The sequence below is a fragment of the Falsiroseomonas sp. genome (assembly GCF_041690465.1).
Lineage (GTDB): Bacteria > Pseudomonadota > Alphaproteobacteria > Acetobacterales > Acetobacteraceae > Falsiroseomonas.
This window is the reverse complement of the sequence record NZ_JAWLHG010000025.1, coordinates 14,319-29,062: the sequence shown is the minus strand read 5'-3', so window position 1 is coordinate 29,062 and position 14,744 is coordinate 14,319. Positions and strand designations below refer to the sequence as shown.

At 69.0% G+C, this 14,744-nt stretch carries 17 protein-coding genes and 1 tRNA gene; 9 read left to right on the top strand and 9 right to left on the bottom strand.

What is annotated here, in order from left to right; all coding sequences use genetic code 11:
- Positions 1–11 precede the first annotated feature (11 nt).
- A complete protein-coding gene (locus ACESM1_RS20435; protein ID WP_372623054.1) occupies positions 12–437 on the bottom strand; it encodes a hypothetical protein in 426 nt (141 codons plus the stop codon).
- Between the two features lie 438 nt (positions 438–875).
- On the opposite strand from ACESM1_RS20435, the gene ACESM1_RS20430 reads away from it, so the two are divergent.
- Positions 876–1,526, top strand: a complete 651-nt coding sequence (locus ACESM1_RS20430; protein WP_372623053.1) for a recombinase family protein — start codon at positions 876–878, stop codon at positions 1,524–1,526.
- A gap of 186 nt (positions 1,527–1,712) precedes the next feature.
- Here ACESM1_RS20430 and ACESM1_RS20425 read toward each other — a convergent pair whose 3' ends face one another.
- The 6 genes from ACESM1_RS20425 to ACESM1_RS20400 form a co-directional block, all read right to left on the bottom strand.
- Positions 1,713–3,077, bottom strand: a complete 1,365-nt coding sequence (locus ACESM1_RS20425; RefSeq protein WP_372623052.1) for a phage/plasmid primase, P4 family — start codon at positions 3,075–3,077, stop codon at positions 1,713–1,715.
- A complete protein-coding gene (locus ACESM1_RS20420) occupies positions 3,070–4,044 on the bottom strand; it encodes a hypothetical protein (RefSeq protein ID WP_372623051.1) in 975 nt (324 codons plus the stop codon). Before ACESM1_RS20420 ends, ACESM1_RS20425 begins: the two co-directional genes overlap by 8 nt.
- On the bottom strand, positions 4,041–4,265 hold the full coding sequence (locus ACESM1_RS20415; RefSeq protein WP_372623050.1) for a hypothetical protein: 225 nt from the start codon (positions 4,263–4,265) through the stop codon (positions 4,041–4,043). Before ACESM1_RS20415 ends, ACESM1_RS20420 begins: the two co-directional genes overlap by 4 nt.
- Positions 4,262–4,588, bottom strand: a complete 327-nt coding sequence (locus ACESM1_RS20410; RefSeq protein ID WP_372623049.1) for a hypothetical protein — start codon at positions 4,586–4,588, stop codon at positions 4,262–4,264. The genes ACESM1_RS20415 and ACESM1_RS20410 overlap by 4 nt, the downstream gene beginning before the upstream one ends.
- Positions 4,589–4,855 (bottom strand): helix-turn-helix transcriptional regulator, encoded by a 267-nt coding sequence (locus ACESM1_RS20405; RefSeq protein WP_372623048.1) that lies wholly within the window; start codon positions 4,853–4,855, stop codon positions 4,589–4,591.
- A 314-nt stretch (positions 4,856–5,169) separates the two neighbouring features.
- Positions 5,170–6,459, bottom strand: coding sequence for a tyrosine-type recombinase/integrase (locus ACESM1_RS20400; protein WP_372623047.1), 1,290 nt, complete (start codon positions 6,457–6,459; stop codon positions 5,170–5,172).
- A 125-nt stretch (positions 6,460–6,584) separates the two neighbouring features.
- Here ACESM1_RS20400 and ACESM1_RS20395 point away from each other — a divergent pair.
- The 4 genes from ACESM1_RS20395 (at position 6,585) to ACESM1_RS20380 (ending at position 9,134) form a co-directional block, all read left to right on the top strand.
- A tRNA-Arg gene (locus ACESM1_RS20395) sits at positions 6,585–6,665 on the top strand.
- 218 nt (positions 6,666–6,883) lie between these two features.
- Positions 6,884–7,210: a preprotein translocase subunit SecG gene (secG, locus tag ACESM1_RS20390; protein WP_372623046.1), complete on the top strand. Its 327-nt coding sequence runs from the start codon at positions 6,884–6,886 to the stop codon at positions 7,208–7,210.
- 103 nt (positions 7,211–7,313) lie between these two features.
- A complete protein-coding gene (locus ACESM1_RS20385; RefSeq protein ID WP_372623045.1) occupies positions 7,314–8,951 on the top strand; it encodes a CTP synthase in 1,638 nt (545 codons plus the stop codon).
- A gap of 15 nt (positions 8,952–8,966) precedes the next feature.
- A complete protein-coding gene (locus ACESM1_RS20380) occupies positions 8,967–9,134 on the top strand; it encodes a hypothetical protein (RefSeq protein WP_372623044.1) in 168 nt (55 codons plus the stop codon).
- 18 nt (positions 9,135–9,152) lie between these two features.
- On the opposite strand, the gene ACESM1_RS20375 is transcribed toward ACESM1_RS20380, so the two are convergent.
- Positions 9,153–10,079, bottom strand: coding sequence for a hypothetical protein (locus ACESM1_RS20375; RefSeq protein ID WP_372623043.1), 927 nt, complete (start codon positions 10,077–10,079; stop codon positions 9,153–9,155).
- A gap of 140 nt (positions 10,080–10,219) precedes the next feature.
- Here ACESM1_RS20375 and eno point away from each other — a divergent pair, with 140 nt between their 5' ends.
- Together eno and ACESM1_RS20365 are read left to right on the top strand one after the other, a co-directional pair.
- Positions 10,220–11,497: a phosphopyruvate hydratase gene (gene eno / locus ACESM1_RS20370; protein WP_372623042.1), complete on the top strand. Its 1,278-nt coding sequence runs from the start codon at positions 10,220–10,222 to the stop codon at positions 11,495–11,497.
- A gap of 207 nt (positions 11,498–11,704) precedes the next feature.
- The gene (locus ACESM1_RS20365) at positions 11,705–11,992 is read left to right on the top strand and encodes an FtsB family cell division protein (RefSeq protein WP_372623041.1); all 288 of its coding nucleotides are present in this window, start codon (positions 11,705–11,707) and stop codon (positions 11,990–11,992) included.
- 403 nt (positions 11,993–12,395) lie between these two features.
- On the opposite strand, the gene ACESM1_RS20360 is transcribed toward ACESM1_RS20365, so the two are convergent.
- Positions 12,396–12,869, bottom strand: a complete 474-nt coding sequence (locus ACESM1_RS20360) for a hypothetical protein (protein WP_372623040.1) — start codon at positions 12,867–12,869, stop codon at positions 12,396–12,398.
- A 289-nt stretch (positions 12,870–13,158) separates the two neighbouring features.
- Here ACESM1_RS20360 and ACESM1_RS20355 point away from each other — a divergent pair, with 289 nt between their 5' ends.
- Both ACESM1_RS20355 and ACESM1_RS20350 read left to right on the top strand, forming a co-directional pair.
- The gene (locus ACESM1_RS20355; RefSeq protein ID WP_372623039.1) at positions 13,159–14,106 is read left to right on the top strand and encodes a Ku protein; all 948 of its coding nucleotides are present in this window, start codon (positions 13,159–13,161) and stop codon (positions 14,104–14,106) included.
- Positions 14,081–14,731 (top strand): SOS response-associated peptidase family protein, encoded by a 651-nt coding sequence (locus tag ACESM1_RS20350; RefSeq protein WP_372623038.1) that lies wholly within the window; start codon positions 14,081–14,083, stop codon positions 14,729–14,731. The genes ACESM1_RS20355 and ACESM1_RS20350 overlap by 26 nt, the downstream gene beginning before the upstream one ends.
- Positions 14,732–14,744: the final 13 nt, after the last annotated feature.

Below are 14,744 nucleotides of genomic sequence, written 5' to 3'. Positions count from 1 at the left end.
ATTCGGTTAGTCTAAAATGGCCAGCGCTTCCGTTCGCGACGATGGTACCGGACCATCGCCAAGTAGCGCATCATCGCGCGAACCTCGCGCTCTAGCCGTGCGATGCAAACGAGTAGCCCGATCCAGGATGCCAGCCCCAGTGCCACGAGGCCGACAGTGCCCGTGGCATCAAGCAGGGCAGGGATCTCCAGGAAACGAAGTAAGCCCGGGGCGGTGGTGTCCAGGAAGGCCACGAGCAGGACCACGGGCATCACCGTCGCTACTATCCATGAACTCCACACGAGCATGAAGACGTCGCGCAAAGTCACGGCGCCGTCGCCGTTGATGTCCAGCCCTACAGCGCCGTTCAACCCGTCGAGGGCCGCGAGCACGAAGCATGCCGCCCACGCCAGCGGAAGAAGGAACACAACGACCGGATCATCCTCAAGGCTTCGCATGTGCCGGATGATAGCTGCACGCCGACCGGCGTTGCACGTTGTTCTTGCGGCAAAACGGCAAGGAATGGTCTGCCAGCAGAAAATTCCCGACCTCACTGCGAGGGCCCGAGCAAGGTCGGCAGCGGGGGCGGATTACGTGAGGGGTGGGTAGTACACCGAGGTCGCCGAGTTTTTCCCCCCGGCACTTCTCTGCCGATGATTTTTCCCTGGCGCCGGGGAGGGGTCGCGCATGCCGCCAGAAATCGCGATGCGTCCAGGGGGCGGCCTTCCCGGCGAGGGTGCCTGCGCCGGGCGGCTGGAGATGGCCTTTGTCTCACATGAGCCTGCCCTAGTGGAACGTCCCAGGTGGCGGCCCGCTATGGTCCCAAAAGGTTGTCCCATTGCTTTCGGGTGCCGATAGGCGTATGGTCTAAGACCTTTTGGGAAAGGAGAGAGTTCATGGCGCAGGCGACAGGGCGGAAGGGGGTCAAGGTGCCCGTCAAGCGGGTGCCCCCGAAGGACCAACAGTCAAACGGGCAACTCGTTGGATATGCCCGCACGTCCACCGTCGACCAGGAAGCAGGTCTTGAGGCTCAGGAGAGGGACCTACGCGCGGCTGGATGCGTCCGGCTGTTCTCCGAACGGGTCTCGTCAGTAGCAAAGCGGGACGAGCTTGCCGCAGCCCTGGACTACGTGCGGGCAGGCGACACGGTAGTGGTCACACGGCCCGACAGGCTTGCGCGCTCTGTTGCGGATCTCTTGGACATTATCGGCCGGTTGGAGGCCAAGGGCGTCGGGCTGCTGGTGCTCTCCATGGGCGGGCAGCCGGTGGACACGCGAACCCCGACTGGTCGCCTGACCCTGACGATGCTCGGCGCCGTCGCCGAGTTTGAGCGCGCCCTAATGCTCGAAAGGCAGCGGGAGGGCATCGCCAAGGCCAAGGCGGAGGGCCGCTACAACGGCCGGAAGCCGACTGCGCGGGAGAAGTCCAGCAAGGTGTTCGCCTTGTCCCACGACGGCTACACGGCATCCGAAATAGCCCGACAACTCGGGATCGGGCGCTCAAGCGTCTATCGCATCCTCAACTCGGCGGGGCCAGCGGCGCCCTGATGGGCGCCGACGCGCAAGCCATCCAGGACCGGCCCGACGCGGGAGAAACACCTCTCCCGCACACTCGGGTGTAGGGTTGTGCAGGGTTTCCCGGTTGAGCCGTTATCGTGCGCGCGCACACGCGTAACGCTGTAATCGGCAAACCCTGCACCACCCTACACCAGCGGCCACGCAAGGCCCGCCAGTTCACATCACGCCGGTGTCGGAGGGGCGCAGCCGCAGGCCGAGGAAGACCTGCCCGTGCTTGGTCCGCTTCTTCGCGAAGACGCGCTCCAGGGCTTCGGAGAACGCCTTGACGGTGCCGGGTTCCTCGCCCTGGTCGCGCGCCCATGCTTGCCAGTCCCGGTAGAGGGCGGTGGCGGGCGCCTGCGCCGTTTCCTGCCGCTCGGTGCGCTCGGCGATCCAGCGGGCGAGTAGATCCTGCTCAGCGAAGTAGGCCGCGGTGGCGTCGAGCACGACGGCGGGCGGTTCGAGGCCGTGCTCCTGCCACTCGAGGCATCCGGCGATCAGCCAGGCGAGGATGCCCGGCAGTTCAGCGCGCAGGCGATCGGGGAGTTCGGGGTCGGGCATCGGCGGCACGTAGGTGAACGGCAGGAACAGCAGGCGGCGGCGCATGGCGGCGTCGGCGCTGCGGATGGCGGGGCTGTGGTTCGTCGCCATCACCAGCTTGAAGGTCGGCGTGAACTCGAAGAAGTCGGCGCGCATGAACCGCGCCTTCACCCGATCGCCGCCGGTGAGCGCCTTCAGCCGCGCCTCGGCCAGCCGCGCGCCGGCCTCCGTCTCCTGCGCCACCACCAGCCGGGCGCCGCGCAGGTCGGCGAGGCCGGTGGGATGCTGCTCATGGCGGCCGGCGGTGAACAGCGACGTGTCGGCCGAGGTGGCGTAGTCGCCGATGGCGTCGGCTATGGTGGACAGGAGGAGGCTCTTGCCGTTGCCGCCCGGCCCCTTCAGCACCACCACCTTGTGCTCGCGGGTGGAGCCGGTCAGGCAGTAGCCGAACCAGCGCCGGAGGAAGGCGACGAAGGCTCGATCGCCGCCGGTGACTTCCTGCAGGAAGGCGAGGAAGCGCGGGCAGTCGCCGCCGGGCCCGGCTCCCGTCACCTTGGTGAAGTAGTCGCCGCGCCGGTGCGGGCGCAGCGTGCCGGTTCGCAGATCCACCACACCGGCCGGCGTGTTGAGCGCGAAGGGGTCGGCGTCGAAGTCGTCGGACGCGCGGGCATGCCTCCGGTCGGAGCGGGCGAGCCGCTCGACGGCCGCCACCTTCTGTGCGCTGGCGACGATGGCGGCGAGCCGCGCCTTCTCCTCGCTATGGCCGAGAGCGCGATCGGCCGCGCGTCGGCAGATGGCGCGGGCCAGGTCGAACACGGTCAGCGTGTTGTCGGTCGCCCAGCGGCACCCGTCCCACTTCCGCCACTGCCCCCATTCCGCGACGTGGACGAGGCGCCCGTCGTGCTCGGCGGAGAACTCCAGCGCCAGCGCGTCGTCGGAGAACTCCGGCGACATCGGCTCGGCGTCGTGCTGGTCGTGGCGATGCTCGGCGCCGTCAGGCATGGGCGGCTTCCTCCCTGCCGCGGGCGATGCCGTCGCGGGCCGTCTGTTCTGCACGGCGGCGATCGTCACCGCCGGCTTCCATGGCCGCGTCGGCGAGTGCGGCCGCGGCGCTCAACTCCTCCAGGTGCCCGTCGCGGGCGAGCTCGCCGGCGCGACATGCCGCCCAGAACAGGATCGGGTGGCGCCGTCCCTCCGGCGCGCGCCGGACCATCCGCAGCAAGGCGCCCAGTCGCCTATCGGCGTCGGCGTCGTGACGGATCGGCGGTGTGGGCGGGCGCCGAGGCTGCGCGAGGTAGGCGGCCGGCGGGGCGTGTACCGCGTCGTCCCCCGGCAGCACCGCCAGCCGGTGCGGCAGGTGGTCACGGCGGCCGGCGAGGAAGATCGGCGCCGCGACATAGATCGGCTGTGCCGCCCAGAACACGGTGCGGTCCACCGGCGCGTCGCGCAGCCAGCGGATGGCCTCGGCGCCGGTCATAGGGCGGTCGAGCCAGAACCAGAGGCGCAGCCGGGCGCCGGCCTTGATGCCATGCGAGGCGGTGGCCTGCACCACGCACGATGCCCAGCCGAACGCGCCGGGCAGAAGCGGCATGACGGCGCGGGCGCAGCCCGCCAGGTCGCGCGGATCGGCGCCGGCGGGCAGCGGGACGCTATCAAGATCCAGCGCCAGCCACCGCCGCGGCACGTCGCGCAGCGTCGGCTCGTCCCCGCTTTCCAGGTCGCGCCGTACCAGGCGCCGAACGCCGCGGGCGCGAGCCGGGTCGAGTATCTCGCCGCGCACCACGCAGCAGTCGGGGCGGTGGAGGAGGCGATGCAGCAGCATGTGCACATCCTGCAGCCCGGCGACGTGGCGCTGGTGGAGATCCACCATGCGCGCGTTGTCGTAGGGCTCGATGACGCCGGCCGGATCGATCGTCTTGGCGAGGCGCCGACCGCGGGCATGGACGACGGTGACGGTATCGCCGATCATCGGCGCCCTCCGCCGCCGCTGGTCGGGGGCGCGGCCGCGCCGAACATGAGGACGTGGCTGTGCTCGCCGCCGTCGTTGGCCTCCCAAACGACGATGCGCAGCCCGCCGAGCCTGCCGGTCAAGTAGCGCCGGCCCTTTCGGCTGACGCGCTCGAACAGCCGGCAGCCCTCGATCAGCGGCGCCTCGAAGCGGCGCGCGTCTTGGTCGCGATCGGAGGTCATCGCGGCACCTCGAAAACTGCAGGGGGGAAGCTGCGGCCTCCGCACCAGCGGCCCAGCACGTGCCGGACCAGCGCAACGTCGAGCTGGCGCCACCGGTCGAGCCGGTCGAGGATGTCGCCGCCTTCGCGCTGGTGCTCGGCGATGAACTCCGCGACGGCGCGCGGGCCGCAGGCGTGGAGATGCGCGGCGCCGCGTTCGAGCAGCGCATTTGCGTCTGGCGGGAAAGCGGCTTGCTGTGCAAAGAATGCGGTGTCGTCGCCTGCCAGCTCGACAATCCGCGCCCTCGCACTTGCCGCCCCGCCGGTGAGGCGAGGGCGTTCCATTCAGACGGTCCGCTGCCGCTTCACGGCTTCTTCGGCGCGGCTGCCGACTTCCCTTTCGTTCAGCCACCGCTGAAAGCCGCGCTGCGGATACCCGACGCGGCGCGTGCCCAGCCGCACGAAAGGCGGCCCACCGCCCTTGATGCGCCAGTTCACCAGAGTGTTGTCGTGCACCTGTATCGTCTCGCGCACCTCGCGTGGCGTGAGCACACGATCATGCGCTGGCGCCTCCGCCACACTGGCCGCGCTGCTCAGCAAATTCGGCTTCATTCGGTGCCCTCCGATCTGTGTCGGCTCCACCCTCGGTGGAATGAACGGAGGCTCTCTATCCACACTAAATCCTAGATGCCACCATCGTTTTCGCGGCGTTCCCCAAGCGAGCGCTCCCTTTCGAAGGGAGTGCTCTATTGAAGAAATCGCAGATGGCGTCAGCGACTTTGCGCTGGCCTAGTGAGCGGTGTCAGTGTGGCGTCACCCTCGTGTCACGTCGTGGCCGCTCCTGTCCGGAAGGGTCCGATGGTGGGTGCGGCGCGCCTCGCGTGATTGCCCGCCGCTGTTGCACGAGTGCCACAGCACCGACCTCGTCAGGCGCGGCGAAGTGCCACCACTTTGTCATCCGCCTCGCGCCGCTCCGCGCAGGACAGGACGTGTCGGGCCCAAGCCTCAAGTGCGGCCTTTCGCTCCGGAAGAAACTCTGCCCGCTGATAGACCTTTGCCACGCCGCGGATGGTGCCCTCCACGTGGTTCAGGATCCGGTCGGCAACGTGCGGGGGCACGCCCGCGTGCTGCGCCAGCCAGGTGACGCAGGTTCGGCGGAAGTCGTGCAGGACGAACGGCCGCAGCGGCGCGGGTATTCGGCCCTCCTCCTGCGCTTCCTTGGTCCGTTCATTCACGATTGCCCGGTCGAGCCGACGCTTCGCCACGCTGAAGCCCGACGGCGGCGTCTTGCCTGTCGTGGTGAACAGCAGGCTCCAGCCGTTGATGCGAGGCACCGCCGCGAGCACCTCCCGCGCCTCCGGCGCTAGGTGCACCACGTGCTCCTCACCGTTCTTCGATCGCCCGGCCGGCAGGGTCCAAACCGAATGGTCGTGCGCCAGTTCCGACCATGGCAGCCCCGCAACCTCGTCCCGCCGCTGCGCCGTCAGCAGCAACAGCCGGATCATTGGACCGAACGGATGGCCCAGCGTTCCAGCCGCGCGCCACACCTCGCCCACCTCGTCGTCAGTCAGAACTCTGTCCCGCTCGCCGCTCTTGGTGCTGATGTTCCGCAGGGCGGCGAAGGGGTTTTCCCGCACCAACTCCTCCCCCATAGCCCAGCCGTAGGCGGCCCGCCCGTAGGCTTTCACCCGGCCGGCGTTCCCGACCTTGCCGGCGTCCAGCATTCCGTCGAACACCTCCCGCACCTCGGCCTTGCCAAGCTTTACGGCTGGCCTGCCGAGGTGGGCGGCGAACACCTGCTTCAGCGCCCGCTTCGCCTCGCCGATATAACCGGGCCGCCTGCTGTTCCGCGCGAGGTGCTGACCCCACCGCTCAATCAGCGCCTCAACCGTCAGCGCCTCCTCGGCCTTCCGCGCCTTGGCCGCCTCACGCTGGCGAGCGAGTTCCTTCGACGGGTCGCGGCCCTTCGCAACTTCGCCCAGGATGATGCGTGCCGCGTCACGGGCCTGCTTGAGAGTGATCGCGCCCCAGGCACCGATCTTGTGCCGCCGCCGCTCGCCGGTGGCCTTGTCAGTCCAGCACGCGAAGAACGTCTTTGCGCCGCCCGACGTCGCCCGGACGCGGAGGCCCTTCACGGTGCTGTCGGATAGCCACGCCTCCCGCCCACCGGACGGAATAGTCAAAGCGTCGATCGCGTCGTCATTCACCCGTTGCATGCCGGCACCTCCAGACTGGCCCCTGCGGACCCCCTGCGGACCCCGGTAGCGGGTCCGCAATGTGATTCATTGTGGAACCAATAAGAGGGTCACAGGAAAAGCCAAGCAAATCCGGACTTATGTGGGGGTCCGTGGGGTCAGGTGTGGGAGTTAGCACCAGACTACGGATCTGGGGGTTAGGAGTTCGAATCTCTTCGGGTCCGCCAGGGTTTCCATCAGATCCGGTTGCATGGTTACGCAACGGCCCAGCTGCGGCGTGCGCCGAGCGGGCAGGCCGGAGTGTCTGCGGCTCGGAAGCCTTCCTGCCGACGGGCGCCGGACTGGTCGCCCCGCTCCGCCCATCCAGCCACTTCGCCCCACAGCCCGTTTATGCGGAGTGCGCGCCCTGGCAATCCGGGGGCGGAGCCGCTAGATAGCGCCTGCCATGACCACCGTCCTCATCGTCCTGTTCCTGCTCGTCACCCTCGCCATGATCGGGGTCATCCTGGTCCAGCGCAGCGAGGGCGGGGGGCTTGGCGTGGGCTCCTCCCAGGGGATGGGGTCGTTCATGAGTGGGCGCGGCACCGCCAACCTTCTCACCCGCACCACCGCCGTCCTGGGCACCGCCTTCATGGCGTTGGCCCTGGCTTTGGCGATGCTGGGCAAGGGGCAGGCGCCGCGGGGCTCGATCCTCGACGCACCGGCCGCACCCGGCGCGGCGGCGCCGGCGGTGCCCGCCCTGCCGGCGGCCCCCTCCGTGCCGACCAACTGAGGATCACCGGCCGCCGGCCCGCGCCGGCTGCATGGCTGGCCGCGCAGGCTTCCGGCAACAGACGGGTATCCCCGACTCCGGCACCACGCTAAGAGGGGAGCCCATGACCCGGTTCGTGTTCATCACCGGCGGCGTGGTTTCCTCGCTCGGCAAGGGTATCGCCGCCGCCTCCCTCGGAGCGCTGCTTCAGGCGCGCGGCTACAAGGTCCGCCTCCGCAAGCTCGATCCCTATCTCAACGTCGATCCGGGGACGATGTCGCCGTATCAGCACGGCGAGGTCTTCGTGACCGATGACGGGGCGGAGACCGACCTCGATCTCGGCCATTACGAGCGCTTCACCGGGGTCCACGCCTCCAAGGCGGACAACTGGACCACCGGGCGCATCTATTCCGACGTGATCGCGGCGGAGCGGCGCGGGGATTATCTCGGCGGCACCGTGCAGGTGATCCCGCACATCACGGACAAGATCAAGGAAGTCATCCAGGCGGAGACGGAAGGCTACGATTTCGTCCTGGTCGAGGTCGGCGGCACCGTCGGCGACATCGAATCGCTGCCCTTCCTGGAAGCCATCCGGCAGCTCGCCAATGAACTCGGCCCGACCCGCAGCCTGTTCATCCACCTCACCCTGGTGCCGTACATCCCCTCCGCGGGGGAGCTGAAGACCAAGCCGACGCAGCATTCCGTGAAGGAGCTGCTGGGCGTGGGCATCCAGCCGCAGATCCTGCTGTGCCGCTGCGATCGCCCGATCCCGGAGAACGAGCGCCGCAAGATCGCGCTGTTCTGCAACGTCCGCCCGGAAAGCGTGATCCCTGCGCTCGACGCCGACAGCATCTACGCTGTGCCGCTGAGTTACCACGAGGAGGGGCTGGACCGCGAAGTGCTGCGGCATTTCAACCTCTCCTTCTACGGCGAGCCGGAGGTGACGCGCTGGCAGAAGATCGTGCAGTCCATCCGCGCACCGGAGGGCGAGGTCACCATCGCGGTGGTCGGCAAGTACACCAACCTGCTCGACAGTTATAAATCCCTTGCCGAGGCGCTGACCCATGGCGGCATCGCGCACAACGTGAAGGTGCGGCTGGACTGGGTGGACAGCCAGATCTTCGAGGGCGGCGAGGAGGAAGCCGTGAAGCGCCTGGAAGGCGTGCATGGCATCCTGGTTCCCGGCGGCTTCGGCGAGCGCGGCACCGAAGGCAAGATCGAGGCCGTGCGCTTCGCGCGCGAGCGCAAGGTGCCGTTCTTCGGCATCTGCTTCGGCATGCAGATGGCGGTGATCGAGACGGCGCGGAACCTGGCGGGCCTCAAGGGTGCCTCCTCCACCGAGTTCGGCCCGACGCCGGAGCCCGTGGTCGGGCTGCTCACCGAATGGCTGAAGGGCAACGAGGTGGAGCGGCGCGAGGCCGGCGGCGACCTGGGCGGCACGATGCGGCTCGGCGCCTATGCAGCGAAGCTGGCCGATGGCTCGCTGGTGCGGGAGGTCTATGGCGGTGCCGCCGAGATCCGCGAGCGCCACCGTCACCGCTTCGAGGTCAACATCAACTACAAGGACCGGCTGGAGGAGTGCGGCCTGCGCTTCGCCGGCATGTCGCCCGATGGCACGCTGCCCGAGATTGTCGAGCGGCCAGAGCATCCCTGGTTCATCGGCGTCCAGTTCCACCCGGAGCTGAAGTCCAAGCCCTTCGACCCGCACCCGCTGTTCCGTGGCTTCATCGGCGCTGCGGTGCAGCAGGCGCGGCTGGTCTGACCCGGCGGAGGTTTCATGGACGAGAAGGCGCGGCTGCGCCGCTTCGGATACGGCCTGGCGATCACGCTGGTGCTGACGGTGGCGGCCGGCGCGTTGTTCGGCACGCTCGGGGTCAGCATGGCGCTGATGGCGGGCCTGCTGGTGACGCTGCTGCTCGGGGGCGGCCTCGGCAAGCGCGGCTGAACGCAGCGTAACCCAATCTCAACCATGACCGTGTTTGATGTCGCCATGCGGGTGACGACAGGACATGGCGGGGTCGAGATCTTCTTCTACGAGGCGGGCGACCTCGTGCGCCTGTGCCGCGACGAGGGCGGGCCGCTGGTCACTGCCTTCGCAGGTGACTGGGGCCGGGTGACGAAGGTGCATCCGGACGGCTCGCTCGACATCAAGCTGGCCGGCTACAGCCGCGCCAAGGACGCGAACATGCTCCGGGCGCTGGCGGTGCCGCGCAGCCGGGTGGAGCCCTGCGACGACCAGGGCCGGCCGCGCGTGCGCGGCACCGCCGCGGTGTGGGACACCCGGCGGGTCCTCTAGGCGAAGCCTCTGTTTCTGGGGCGCTCCTGCGCCAGCCGCTATCGGCGCCGATGAAAGAACCGCCGGACGCTCCTCATTGAGCTTCTCGACCGATAACCACCGCAGCCTTGGCAGGCGTCTGGCCCAATCGCCAAGACGGGCCCGCTTTGCGTCGCCGTCGCAGAGGCTGAAGAAGCGCCGATCCAGCCGCGTCAGCTCATCCGGCGTCCCTTCGAAGCCACCCGCTTCCAGCGCCGCCGCTCTCGCTTCCGGCGATTCGATCAGCGTCACGAACTCGCGGAAGATGGCGTGCAACTCCGGGAAATCGGCCGCGGCCAGCAGGTTGCCGATGCCCTCCAGTGTCGCTCGGCAAGGGCCGGATTTGAACACGAACTGGCCGTGTCCGCCATTCTCGACCTGGACGAGGTAGTACGACGCGGCGTTCGCCCACTGCGCCTCCCGCGGATACTCGCCAGGCGCCGAGAGGGCCTCGTGCGCGGCCCAGAAGGCGAAGTCTCCGGCTTCGGCAAGCAGATACCGGTCGCCCCGTGTCTCCAGTCGGGCGGCGGAAACCAGGGTGGCAGGTGCAATCAGCCCTTGGGGATGGCCGTTCATGGCGGTTGTGTGCTGCCCGGGTGCGCGCGGCTGGTGATCCTGACCTTGCGCCCGGGGGTGTTGGTGTCGGCTGGTCTCTTGCCGGGCTGGCGACGCGCGTCTAATCGCCGGGTAGCGCATGCATCGCTCGGAGCCCCCTCATGGCCGCCATCGCCGACATCATCGCCCGCGAGGTCCTCGACAGCCGCGGTAACCCGACCGTCGAGGCCGAGGTGGTGCTGGACAGCGGCATCCGAGCTCGCGCCATCGTGCCCTCCGGCGCCTCCACCGGCGCGCATGAGGCGGTGGAGCTGCGCGACGGCGACAAGGCGCGCTACGGCGGCAAGGGCGTGCTGAAGGCCTGCGGCAATGTCGAAGGCGAGATCTTCGACGCGATCGGCGGCATGGACCCGACCGAGCAGGTGAAGATCGACGAGACCATGATCGAGCTCGACGGCACGCCGAACAAGGCGCGGCTCGGCGCGAATGCGGTCCTCGCCGTCAGCCTGGCGGTGGCGAAGGCCGCCGCGGCCAATCTCGGCCAGCCGCTCTACCGCTATGTCGGCGGCGTCTTCGCCCGCACCCTGCCGGTGCCGATGATGAACATCATCAATGGCGGCAAGCACGCGGACAACCCGATCGACATCCAGGAATTCATGATCATGCCGGTCGCTGCCGGCACCATGGCTGATGCGGTGCGCATCGGCTCCGAGGTCTTCGCGCAGCTGAAGAAGGCGCTGCACGACGCCGGCCACAACACCAATGTCGGCGACGAGGGCGGCTTCGCGCCGAACATCGGCAGCGCGGACGAGGCGCTTTCCTTCATCGCCAAGGCCTGCGAGGCGGCGGGCCACCGCGTGGGCGAGGACATCGTCTTTGCCCTCGACTGCGCCGCGACCGAGTTCTTCAAGGACGGCAAGTACGCCATGGAGGGCGAGGGCAAGGCGCTCGATGCCGGCGGGATGGTGGACTACCTGGCAGGGCTCTGCGGCAAATGGCCGATCGTCTCCGTCGAGGACGGGATGAGCGAGGATGACTGGGCCGGCTGGAAGCTGCTGACCGAGAAGCTCGGCGCCAAGGTGAACCTGGTCGGCGACGATCTCTTCGTCACCAACACCGAGCGGCTGCGGCGGGGCATCGAGGGCGGCTATGGCAACGCCATCCTGGTGAAGGTCAACCAGATCGGCACGCTCACCGAGACGCTGGAAGCGGTGGAGACCGCGCATCGCGCCGGCTATCGCGCGGTGATGAGCCACCGCTCCGGCGAGACCGAGGATTCGACCATTGCCGACCTGGCGGTGGCGACGAATTGCGGTCAGATCAAGACCGGCTCGCTCTCGCGCTCGGACCGCACCGCGAAATACAACCAGCTGATCCGTATCGAGCAGCAGCTTGGCCCGGCAGCGCGCTACGGCGGCCGCCTGGCTGTGCGCCGCTGAGCACGCCAGCCTGAATCACGCAGGCCATACGCGCTTTCCCCTGGACAGTCCGCGCGCGCTCTGATTCCTTATGGGCGCGCGCCACGCGGGTGAGGGGATCCGTTGCCGCGCGATCGGGCTGGGGGGCTCGGACACTTGCACAACGACTATGAAACGGCTGATCGCCCGGGCCTGTCCGCCTGGATCGCGCGCAAGTTGCGCGCGGCCATGCTGCCCATGTTGTTCCTGGCCTGCTGCGGCTATTTCGTGTGGCATGCGATCCATGGTGAACGCGGCCTGATCGCGCGGGACCAGCGCGAGCAGCAGATCGCGGAGGCGCTGGTGGAACGCGCCCGCGTGCAGGGCGACCTTGCCGCCATGGAGCGCCGCGTTGACGGCCTGCGCGGCGACCTGCTCGACCGTGACCAGCTCGACGAGCGCGCGCGCCAGTTGCTGAACCTGGTCGGCCGTGACGAGGTGGTGGTGCCCTACGGGCCGGAGCGGCGCCTTTTCTAGCTCTTTCGGCGGCTCGGTTATCGTGACGCGGCCGAGCGGCTCCGTCGTTGTCCGGTGGCCGGCGCACGGATCGCGTGGGCACTACCGACCCGTGGCGAGGCCTACCGAAAGGCGCCACTGGCCTTGGCCGCCTGATGGCGGCACGGGGAAAGCTGCGAACCGGGGCCAGCTCGCGGAGATCGCCGGAGTGACGACGAGGTGATGGCGAACGGGACGGACCCGGGGCTTGGCAGAACCCGCCGACTGTCACGCACCGTCGAGTGCGCTGGCCACTCGCCACAAGACGACCGCCAGAAACTACATTGGCGTCGTCGCTTTCGCCGCCACCATCCTGCAGCTTCAGCCAGGTCATGTCGGCCGGCGGCGCGATGCGCCTGCTCGGGCGCGGGCCCACACAGCCTCATCATGGTCGGCGCGCGCAGGCCGGCGTGGCGGCCGCGCCATGGCGAGGCCCGCGGATCCTCTGGCAAGCGGTCGTGCCTCCGCGGTCGGTGCGGACCTGCTGGCCATGCAGGCGCGTGATCCGGCCGTTCGCCTTGCGCTCCACCGTGAATATCCGCCGCTGCATCTCCTCGCCAGCGGCTCCCAAGCCGACAAGCGTCAGGGTTTCGGCCTTCGTGCCGTCACCGGGTGTGGAGAGTTGGAGAACCGCCATGGCGGCGCCGCGGGACCGCATCTCCGCCCCGAGGATCGCGCCAAGAACTTCATAATCGGCCGCCTCGGCCGGCGCATCGAACTCCAGCGCCGTCACGCGGCCCACGGCATCCGCGACATAGGCCCGCAGCGGCAGAAAAGCCTGCTGAGCGGCATTGCGCAGCAGCAGCGCCTCGGTGTGATCGAGGAGTCTCGCGATCGTGAGGTTCGGCAGTCGGTTCATGGCGACCTCTTTCTGCTCGTCAGCGCAACGCCGATGTGCACATCCCGTCGCGCCGGAAAAGGTGCCATTCCAGGCCCGTATCCGCTCTCCATCCACATATCCACAGTGTTGATCGCGGAACGAGCCCCGGTTCGGCAGCGCAGGTCGCCGGCGTCGCGAGTCCAGCGGCCTAGCGCACGAAGCGCATGCAGCATGCGAAGCGCGCCAATGCATGCTGCTGCGGAACGGCCGCCGAAACCCGCCGATCGAACACCCCGTTCTCCCGCCGACAAGATGCGAGAGCACGGATATGGCAGCACGACCGACATGGGAGGGGCATCTGCGACTATCGCTCGTCACCTGTCCGGTGCGGCTGTTCAAGGCCGTGGGGGAGGGCGACGCGGTTCACTTCAACCTCCTCCACAAGGAGACGCTCAACCGCGTGAAGCAGATGTGGAAGGATCCCGCGGACGGCATCGTGGAGCGCAAGGACCTGGTGCGCGGCTTCCAGGTGGAGCGCGACCGCTACGTCGTCGTCGAGGACGAGGAACTGAAGGCGCTCAAACTGGAGAGCACGAAGGTCATCGACATCGAGCGGTTCGTGGATGGCCGGGAGATCGACCGCCTCTACTGGGACGAGCCCTACTTCCTCGTGCCGGACGGCAAGCCCGCACAGGATCCCTACGCGGTGATCCGCGAGGCGATGGCCACGGAGGGGCAGGTCGCGCTCGGCCGGCTGGTGATGAGCAACCGCGAACGCATCGTCGCCATCGAGCCGCGCGGCCGCGGGCTGCTGCTGAGCACGCTGCACAGCCAGGACGAGGTGCGGTCCGAGGAGGACGCCTTCGACGACATCGCCGAGGTGAAGATCGACCGGCGCATGGTCGAGATCGCGAAGCAGATCATCTCCCAGGCCAAGGGTCCCTTCGACCCGGCCGAGTTCCACGACCGCTACAAGGAGGCGGTGCGCGACCTGGTCGAAGCGAAGGCGGGCGGCGAGGCCCCGGTGCATCGCCCGGCACCAGGCCCGAGCGAGAGCAATGTCATCGACCTGATGGAGGCGCTGCGCAGATCGCTGAAGGCGCCGCCGCGCGACGTAGAGGCGAATGCGAGGCGACCGCGGCGGCAGGACGCCGCGCCGAAGCGGGCAGCCGCGGAGAAGCAACCATCGAAGGCCGCGAAGGGGGGCGGGCGAGGGGAGGACCGATCGTCTCCTCGCAAGGAAAGCTCACGTGCCCCGCGGCGTGCTGCAGGGTGACCCCGAGCTTATCGGCGTTCCGCCCCACCATCGGCGGCCCGGCGATCCGTGCCTGGTCCTGGCGCGCGACCTCGCCACGGGCGAGGTGGTGCCGGCGGCGATGCGCTGGGGCTTGCCGGTGGCGTCGGATCCGCGCCGGCGCGTGCTGCATGTCCGGGCGGACCAGCTGAAGGGCAAGCGGCTGGCGCGGCGACTGCGCTGCCTGGTGCCGGTCGGCGGCTATGTGCAGCGGGGCGTGAAGCGGTCGCGGATCGGCGTCACGGTGGTCGCGGACATGACCCTGGCGATGGCGGCCATCTGGAGCGACGAGATCGGCGGGCCTGTCTTCGCCATCGTCACCACCGAGGCGAACGAGACCCTCGTTGCGGCGCATGAGCGGATGCCGGCGCTGCTGCCGCCCGCCCTCTGGGCTCGCTGGCTGGACGATCGTCCGCTCGCCGAGACCGACCTGGTGCTGGTGGACCGGCCGGCGCCGCCCGCCTGGCTGCGTGCGCAGGCGCTACCGCGGCAGGGCGAGGAGGGGCCGGCCGCTTCGGTCGCCCAGCAGCTGCAGGACTGGGCGCCGGGCAGCACCCTGCGGGATCCCCGGGGTCTGGATCGCTCGGACGCGAGCGCCGCCGCGTGAGCGGCGCCGCGAC

Excerpts from the sequence above, each read along its gene's own strand:
- ACESM1_RS20435 (WP_372623054.1), bottom strand. The coding sequence starts at position 437 with ATGCGAAGCCTTGAGGATGATCCGGTCGTTGTGTTCCTTCTTCCGCTG.
- ACESM1_RS20430 (WP_372623053.1), top strand. The coding sequence starts at position 876 with ATGGCGCAGGCGACAGGGCGGAAGGGGGTCAAGGTGCCCGTCAAGCGG.
- ACESM1_RS20425 (WP_372623052.1), bottom strand. The coding sequence starts at position 3,077 with ATGCCTGACGGCGCCGAGCATCGCCACGACCAGCACGACGCCGAGCCG.
- ACESM1_RS20420 (WP_372623051.1), bottom strand. The coding sequence starts at position 4,044 with ATGATCGGCGATACCGTCACCGTCGTCCATGCCCGCGGTCGGCGCCTC.
- ACESM1_RS20415 (WP_372623050.1), bottom strand. The coding sequence starts at position 4,265 with ATGACCTCCGATCGCGACCAAGACGCGCGCCGCTTCGAGGCGCCGCTG.
- ACESM1_RS20410 (WP_372623049.1), bottom strand. The coding sequence starts at position 4,588 with ATGGAACGCCCTCGCCTCACCGGCGGGGCGGCAAGTGCGAGGGCGCGG.
- ACESM1_RS20405 (WP_372623048.1), bottom strand. The coding sequence starts at position 4,855 with ATGAAGCCGAATTTGCTGAGCAGCGCGGCCAGTGTGGCGGAGGCGCCA.
- ACESM1_RS20400 (WP_372623047.1), bottom strand. The coding sequence starts at position 6,459 with ATGCAACGGGTGAATGACGACGCGATCGACGCTTTGACTATTCCGTCC.
- secG (WP_372623046.1), top strand. The coding sequence starts at position 6,884 with ATGACCACCGTCCTCATCGTCCTGTTCCTGCTCGTCACCCTCGCCATG.
- ACESM1_RS20385 (WP_372623045.1), top strand. The coding sequence starts at position 7,314 with ATGACCCGGTTCGTGTTCATCACCGGCGGCGTGGTTTCCTCGCTCGGC.
- ACESM1_RS20380 (WP_372623044.1), top strand. The coding sequence starts at position 8,967 with ATGGACGAGAAGGCGCGGCTGCGCCGCTTCGGATACGGCCTGGCGATC.
- ACESM1_RS20375 (WP_372623043.1), bottom strand. The coding sequence starts at position 10,079 with ATGAACGGCCATCCCCAAGGGCTGATTGCACCTGCCACCCTGGTTTCC.
- eno (WP_372623042.1), top strand. The coding sequence starts at position 10,220 with ATGGCCGCCATCGCCGACATCATCGCCCGCGAGGTCCTCGACAGCCGC.
- ACESM1_RS20365 (WP_372623041.1), top strand. The coding sequence starts at position 11,705 with ATGCTGCCCATGTTGTTCCTGGCCTGCTGCGGCTATTTCGTGTGGCAT.
- ACESM1_RS20360 (WP_372623040.1), bottom strand. The coding sequence starts at position 12,869 with ATGAACCGACTGCCGAACCTCACGATCGCGAGACTCCTCGATCACACC.
- ACESM1_RS20355 (WP_372623039.1), top strand. The coding sequence starts at position 13,159 with ATGGCAGCACGACCGACATGGGAGGGGCATCTGCGACTATCGCTCGTC.